This is a genomic window from Rossellomorea vietnamensis, assembly GCF_008180615.1.
In the GTDB taxonomy this organism is placed as follows: domain Bacteria; phylum Bacillota; class Bacilli; order Bacillales; family Bacillaceae_B; genus Rossellomorea; species Rossellomorea vietnamensis_D.
The window spans coordinates 21203-27655 of the sequence record NZ_VTEH01000029.1 but is presented as its reverse complement, the minus strand read 5'-3'; the positions used below and the strand labels follow the sequence as shown (position 1 = coordinate 27655).

Sequence of the window (6453 nt, the reverse complement as noted above, 5' to 3'; positions counted from 1 at the left end):
CTCCTAGTATGTCGCGGAAGGGGAACTGTTGGGATAACGCAGTAATAGAAAGTTTCTTCTCTCACCTAAAGACTGAATTCCCTTGTTTTTATCCAGTAAATAAAGATTCACTTACTCTTCAAGCAAACCTTTTAAAGTACATTAAGCGTTACAACGAGAAACGAATCCACAGTAAAATTGGATTCGTCTCGCCAAAACAATACCTTAAAGATTACTTAAAATCAGCTTAAAATGTCGTATTTTCGACTGTCCATTTATTGGGGGTTGATTCACTGTCACCAATGAACCCAAAGCCCAAAGCCCAAAGTCCAAAAGCCCAAGAACCCAAATCCCAAGAGCCCAAACCCCCAAAACCCCAATTGTTAAGTATATTTTAATTATCTGTCAATTTGTACTATCCAAAATGTTCGTTTGATAAGATGGAAGTATCTTATCGGAGGAGGTGGCGGTTTTGTTTCAATTAAGCTCTCAATGGTCTTCTGATCCAACTGGCGACATCCCGATGTTCGACACCGCGAACAAGGTGAAAAAAGCAATCATACCCGCAGCCGGTCTCGGGACCCGATTTCTTCCGGCAACCAAAGCGCAGCCGAAAGAGATGCTGCCGATCGTAGACAAACCTACAATTCAGTACATCGTCGAAGAAGCAGTCGCATCAGGAATTGAAGACATCATTATCGTGACAGGACGCGGAAAACGTGCCATTGAAGATCACTTTGACAAGTCATATGAGTTGGAAGAGGTCTTGGCAAAAAAACAAAAATGGAAACCGCTGAAAGAAGTCCAGGAAATTTCGGATCTGGCCAATATCCATTATATCCGCCAAAAAGAACCGTTGGGACTGGGCCATGCCATTTTATGCGCACGCTCTTTCATAGGGAACGATTCTTTTGCCGTCATGCTTGGCGATGACATCATCCAGTCCCCGACACCCTGCCTCCAGCAAATGATGCGAGAATACGAAAGGTGCCGGGCATCGATCGTCGGTGTGCAGGAAGTTCCGTTGGAGGATGTCTCCAAATACGGAATCATCGCACCTGCTTTATCCAGTATAAACAGCCACACAACATTTCCAATCGCGGGCCTGGTGGAAAAACCGCCGGCGGACCTTGCTCCATCTCAGCTTGCGATCATCGGCCGCTACATCCTGACACCGGAAATTTTTCCAATCCTGGAGGACCTCAAACCCGGTGCCGGAGGGGAATATCAGCTGACAGATGCAATTAATATTTACAACCAATATCACCCTGTCTATGCCTATATGTTTCAAGGAAAACGCCACGACATCGGCGATAAGCTCGGGTTTATACAAGCGCAGATTGACTATGCCCTGGAGCGCCCTGAATTGAGGGAAGAGTTACTTCGATATATGTCCAGCTTGATTAAAGCAACGCAAAAATCCTAGGAGGTGCTTAATGAGAGTTACGGTCATCGGGACAGGTTATGTAGGACTCGTCACGGGAGTATGTCTTGCGGAAATTGGGCACGAGGTAGTCTGTCTGGATATAGATGAAAAAAAGATAACAGCATTACAACAGGGTTTTTCCTCCATATATGAGCCTGGCTTGGAAGAAGTTATGCAAAGAAACCAGATGGAAAATAGGCTTTCTTTTACAGGGGATTATACGGTTGGCTGCAAAGAGGCTGAGGTCATCATAATTGCAGTTGGTACCCCCTCAAACCCGGATGGATCGGCCAATCTCTCTTTTATAAAAGATGCGGCGGAAAACATTGCCGTTAATATGAAAAGAAATCATACCATCATTGTCACAAAAAGTACGGTCCCGGTAGGAACCAATCAAAGAATCAAGCAATGGATTGCAGGAAGACTTCCGTTGTCCCTGGACTTCGAGATAGCCTCCAATCCGGAGTTCCTCAGGGAAGGATCGGCTATTGAGGATACATTCCAGACAGACAGAATTATTATTGGAACAGATTCAGAGGTGGCAGCTAAGAAGCTGATGAATTTGTACGAACCTATCAACGCGCCGGTTCTTCTCACCTCCATACAAAGTGCCGAGATGATCAAGTACGCCTCAAATGCATTTCTGGCGACCAAGATAAGTTTTATCAATGAAATTGCCAATCTCTGTGAAAAGCTGGGAGCAGACATAGGAGAGGTTGCAGCTGGAATGGGAATGGATAAAAGAATTGGACCCCTCTTTCTTCAAGCAGGAATAGGCTACGGAGGTTCATGCTTTCCGAAAGACACCTCTGCTTTAGTGCAGATCTCTGGAGAAGTGGAACACCGGTTTGACCTGTTGGAATCGGTCATTAATGTTAACAGTCGTCAACAAGTAAAATTAGTTCAAAAAGCATTAGCCCATTTCGGATCGATAAAAAACAAAAAAGCGGCGGTGCTCGGTCTATCCTTCAAACCAAACACAGACGACATCAGAGAAGCAGCTTCCCTGGAAGTCATAGAGAAACTGCTTCAACAACAAGTAGATATAGTAGTTTATGACCCCGTGGCTATTCAAAGTGTGAGAAGTATCTTTGGCGACCGTATATCTTATGCAAGCAGCGTGGAAGAAGCGGTTAGAAAAAAAGATATGGCCTTCATTATCACAGAGTGGGAAGAAATTAAAACCTCTCAGTTAGAAAACTTAGTGAGAGAAATGAATGACCCGGTCATATTTGATGGACGAAATTGCTTTGATTTGAGAGAAACCGAAAAAGTGAAAATGGACTACATCTCGATCGGGAGGCGCCCGGTATTGAATCGTTCAGCAAAAATACCCATAATATAACCAAGAACACCCCCCCACGAGAAATCGTGGGGGGGTGTTCGACAAATTTGGAGTGGTGTCACGAAGCACTATGATTACCCAGTACACACTTAATTACATCTCTTACAAGAACATTTCCAATTTCTCTTCGTTAAATAGTCCCCCTCACCCTTAGGATGTTCGGTTAGTGATATAGAAAAATCCGGTGTTATCCATGAAATTATACACGAAGTAATACATAAATTTTTTTTCTTTTTGAGAGGCTAGCGCTACGAAATTATTAGTTAACAAATATATGTGGTTATTTACATGAGATTTATAACTTATGCTTGTATACTCTTCCATAGTATAGGTTTCAAATTGCTTAACTTCTTCATCTGTCGGTTGGTGATTGGCTGCAAATTTATAAAGGGTACCTCCAGTATTATTACGATCCATTTGGTTAGTCAGTAAAATCAGAGTTGGCTAGCTTGGATTTCTTTCCCTACCTTCAGGATAAGGCAAGAAGGTGGGAAAAGAAATTACTTGATTTAGACTGAGCCATCAGGAGAAAAGCGTGGCTTTTTTGTATCTATAGATCTTAAAGGATAGAAAATCAACAAAAGAGACAACCCTAACCCGCGCAATTAATAATAATAAAATTATAATCAGGGTCTATAAATTGTTATACCCTGCATGGTTGGATTTTAATGGTATACGGGAGTGGATAATATAATAATTAACATGAAATAAGACTCAACTCAACAGCTCTTAAACTCCTAGTGATAGCCCCAACCCCCAATAAATTAACTGCCATAAAACTAGCAGTATTATAATCATATATCGAAAGCGATGTATAGGTTTATTGCTTTTATCCTCAATAAAGAAGGTGAAAAAGAACAATAAATACACGCAAATAATAGAAATTACATAAAAGCTAATATTTTTCCCTGCCATAACAGAAGGATACAAAAAAGGAGTAGAAAATAAATTAGAGAAAGGTGGAACAAAAAGTAATATAGTAATAGTCAGAAAGAAAGCAGTTCTTCCCTTTATCTTCTTAAACAATTTAACACCTCACCTCAAAAAAAATGATAATATTGTATATGTATATAAAATTTACCATAAGGAGAGGGTAAGTGCTATGAAAGTAAGAATATCATTTTTAGTTATGATGGCTTTCCTTTTTATTAAGTTGCCATTGGCAGTTTGGGCGGCACCTAATGATGGAATTTATATCGGAGGAGAGGTGAAGAAATATTATGCACTAATAGAATTTATGAATGAAGATAGTTTAAAAAAAACATCTGAAATGAACACCGCAGGCTTAAAGAATGTATATCTTTATCAGGACGGGTACATAGCTTCAGCACTAGATATTTTATATAAAGACGGCCTCTCTAATGCTCAAGAAGAATATCATAATGGTTTCTTAAATGACTTATACATTAGGGTCGACGGTTCTTCATATTCCCCTGAAGGACAGAAAGCTGGAGAAAAAAAATTAGAGGATGAGGCAGGGAATGAATATCTGATATCCGGTGAAGAAGGTGTCATTGACCACATCACCATTGTTAATGATGACTCGATTAATATAGATGAGGTATTAAATAGCGAAGCTTCCACAACCTCCATCTCGGCTCCTATCAAGATCAACTTTGGTAACGAAGGAGGATCAGAGAACAAAGTTTCTATTAAGACTAGTTTTCACGAACAACCTGATAAAGTTCTGCTTATTGATAAAGAGACAAATGTGAAAAAGTGGACTCCATTCATCAATGACGAGAATACCAATGAAACAACTTTTTATCTCAACGAAAGCACGACCATCCTCCCAATAAAAAATAAAGTTGAAAGTACTTTTAGTACTGCTAGTCTTAAGGAATATGATAAAGCATTTAATATATTAAAGAATGAAAATTTAAATTTGAAAGTTGAGTTATCATATTTTAAAAACAATAAATTAGCAGAAATATGGGATGGTTCTGATGGACTTCCTGAACTTTTTTACGAAGTCAAAAAATCAGATAACCCCAAACAAGTTTTGTGGAGCAAAGAAATTGACTACAAGGATATGTTAATTCAGGAAAATTTCCCTGAAAGTGGAGCCTATATTATCGAGATAAAAGAGAAGGACTATTGGTTTGACGATTCTGTTTGGGAACAAGAGGTATTTATTGAAAACGAATCAGTTCTATTCTCTGATTCTGAAATTCAAGAAATGGCCCAAACATATGCGCCAATTCTTCTCCGTCATAAGGAGGAAGAATATTATCCAGTTTCCCTAAAATATATATTTAATGATACCTTGGAAGAAAACAAACTAGGTAATATCCAGTTTACTACTATTTTCGGTGGAGTGAAGGTTCCATTTGAAGATTTGGGGAAATTTATGCCATATAATGGACATTCAGAATCCCTTATGGATATGAAGTCTTCTAATGTCACAGGGGAAAAATCATTAAGTAATCTTACCGGAAGCGCAGAGGAATCAGTTGTTTATTATTCATATTTAGAGAGAGGCGACCAATTTTACATTAACTATCATTTTTTATATCCCTTCGATCCAAAGACAGGTAACTCAACAGATCCAAGTACCTTTGGACATAACTTCGATCGAGAAAGTGTTAGTTTAGTGTTCAATAAAGATACAAAAAAGCCAACGCGTCTTGTGTATGGCGCTCATATGGAGGGCCAACCTATTCATTTAGCAACCCCTGGATTATTTAATGACCAGGAATGGAGCTCAGGTCGAGTGAGTGTGCCATTTGATCAAAACTTGCCGAAGTATCACTCTCACCCAATTTTAGCAATGGCTAAAGGAGCGCATGCCCTTTACCCGGTCAGCGGTAACTATCAAGTATACGGTATCAGTTCAGAACCAGCAGGTATTACCAGTTTAGAAGATTTCGAATCAGCTTTATCGAATCTTTTATTACCTGAGGAGATGGATATAAGGAGCAATAGAAATTATAAACTGCTTTCAATGAATTTAAATAACTTAACAAGTAATCTTGACTTAGAAGATGAATTATCTTATAACTCTTTCCTGACATTCAGTGGAGAATGGGTAGATGTAAAAGGGCCTGCTAATGCTAAATTCCCTCCATTTACTGCTCGAGAGAAGCATATTACTGAATGGACAGCACTATGCACAAGCAATTCAGATCCTGATGAATGTGCGCATAGTTGGGAGTGGAATAATATACCCGAGTTGGCTGCCGACATAACGAATGACGTAGAGCAGTATTTTGATGAACATTATTCAATTTACCAAGGACCACAAGATGATACACTATTTGAAATCCCATCTGGCTTAATTCACACCAAAATCTTGGAATTGGGTGGAAATGATAAAGTCAAACTACATGATACTGCCATTGAAGACACCGTTTTGATAAAACAAGCAAACAGTTACGATATGCACCTTGTGACGATGCCAAGTAATGTAAATACAGCTGGTAAATCCGTTGAACAAATTATAAACTACTCAAAAGCTATTGTAACAATAAAAGATTACTTTAAAGAGGAAACTGCTAAAATAGAGAACATAGAATATAGTAATAACACCTTTTGGGATATCCATAATGGAGTTCTTACCATTGCCAGTGATACCTACTTTGTAGGTATCAATAAATGGTCTAGTTTTAATGAATCATTGATTGTGGATGGGAAAAACATATTAAATTAGTATTTTTCTTCTTAACACAACAAAAGCAAGCCTTCATGTTGATGGCTTGCCTTT

At 38.9% G+C, this 6453-nt stretch carries 4 protein-coding genes; all 4 read left to right on the top strand.

All coding sequences use genetic code 11. The annotated features are described in order from the left end of the window. Positions 1–8: 8 nt before the first annotated feature. Positions 9–230 (top strand): IS3 family transposase, encoded by a 222-nt coding sequence (locus tag FZC79_RS22330; RefSeq protein ID WP_435873961.1) that lies wholly within the window; start codon positions 9–11, stop codon positions 228–230. 272 nt (positions 231–502) lie between these two features. Further along, entirely contained in the window at positions 503–1405 is a 903-nt protein-coding gene (gene galU, locus FZC79_RS22325; protein ID WP_148948833.1) for a UTP--glucose-1-phosphate uridylyltransferase GalU, read from the top strand. Between the two features lie 10 nt (positions 1406–1415). Then, positions 1416–2750 carry a UDP-glucose dehydrogenase family protein gene (locus tag FZC79_RS22320; RefSeq protein WP_148948829.1) on the top strand — a complete coding sequence of 445 codons (1335 nt, stop codon included), beginning with the start codon at positions 1416–1418 and terminating at the stop codon, positions 2748–2750. 1102 nt (positions 2751–3852) lie between these two features. Beyond that, on the top strand, positions 3853–6399 hold the full coding sequence (locus tag FZC79_RS22315; protein ID WP_148948828.1) for a calcium-binding protein: 2547 nt from the start codon (positions 3853–3855) through the stop codon (positions 6397–6399). Positions 6400–6453 lie beyond the last annotated feature (54 nt).

Bases quoted from the DNA above. Each gene is read 5' to 3' on its own strand.
- FZC79_RS22320 (WP_148948829.1), top strand. From the start codon at position 1,416: ATGAGAGTTACGGTCATCGGGACAGGTTATGTAGGACTCGTCACGGGA.
- galU (WP_148948833.1), top strand. From the start codon at position 503: ATGTTCGACACCGCGAACAAGGTGAAAAAAGCAATCATACCCGCAGCC.
- FZC79_RS22315 (WP_148948828.1), top strand. From the start codon at position 3,853: ATGAAAGTAAGAATATCATTTTTAGTTATGATGGCTTTCCTTTTTATT.
- FZC79_RS22330 (WP_435873961.1), top strand. From the start codon at position 9: ATGTCGCGGAAGGGGAACTGTTGGGATAACGCAGTAATAGAAAGTTTC.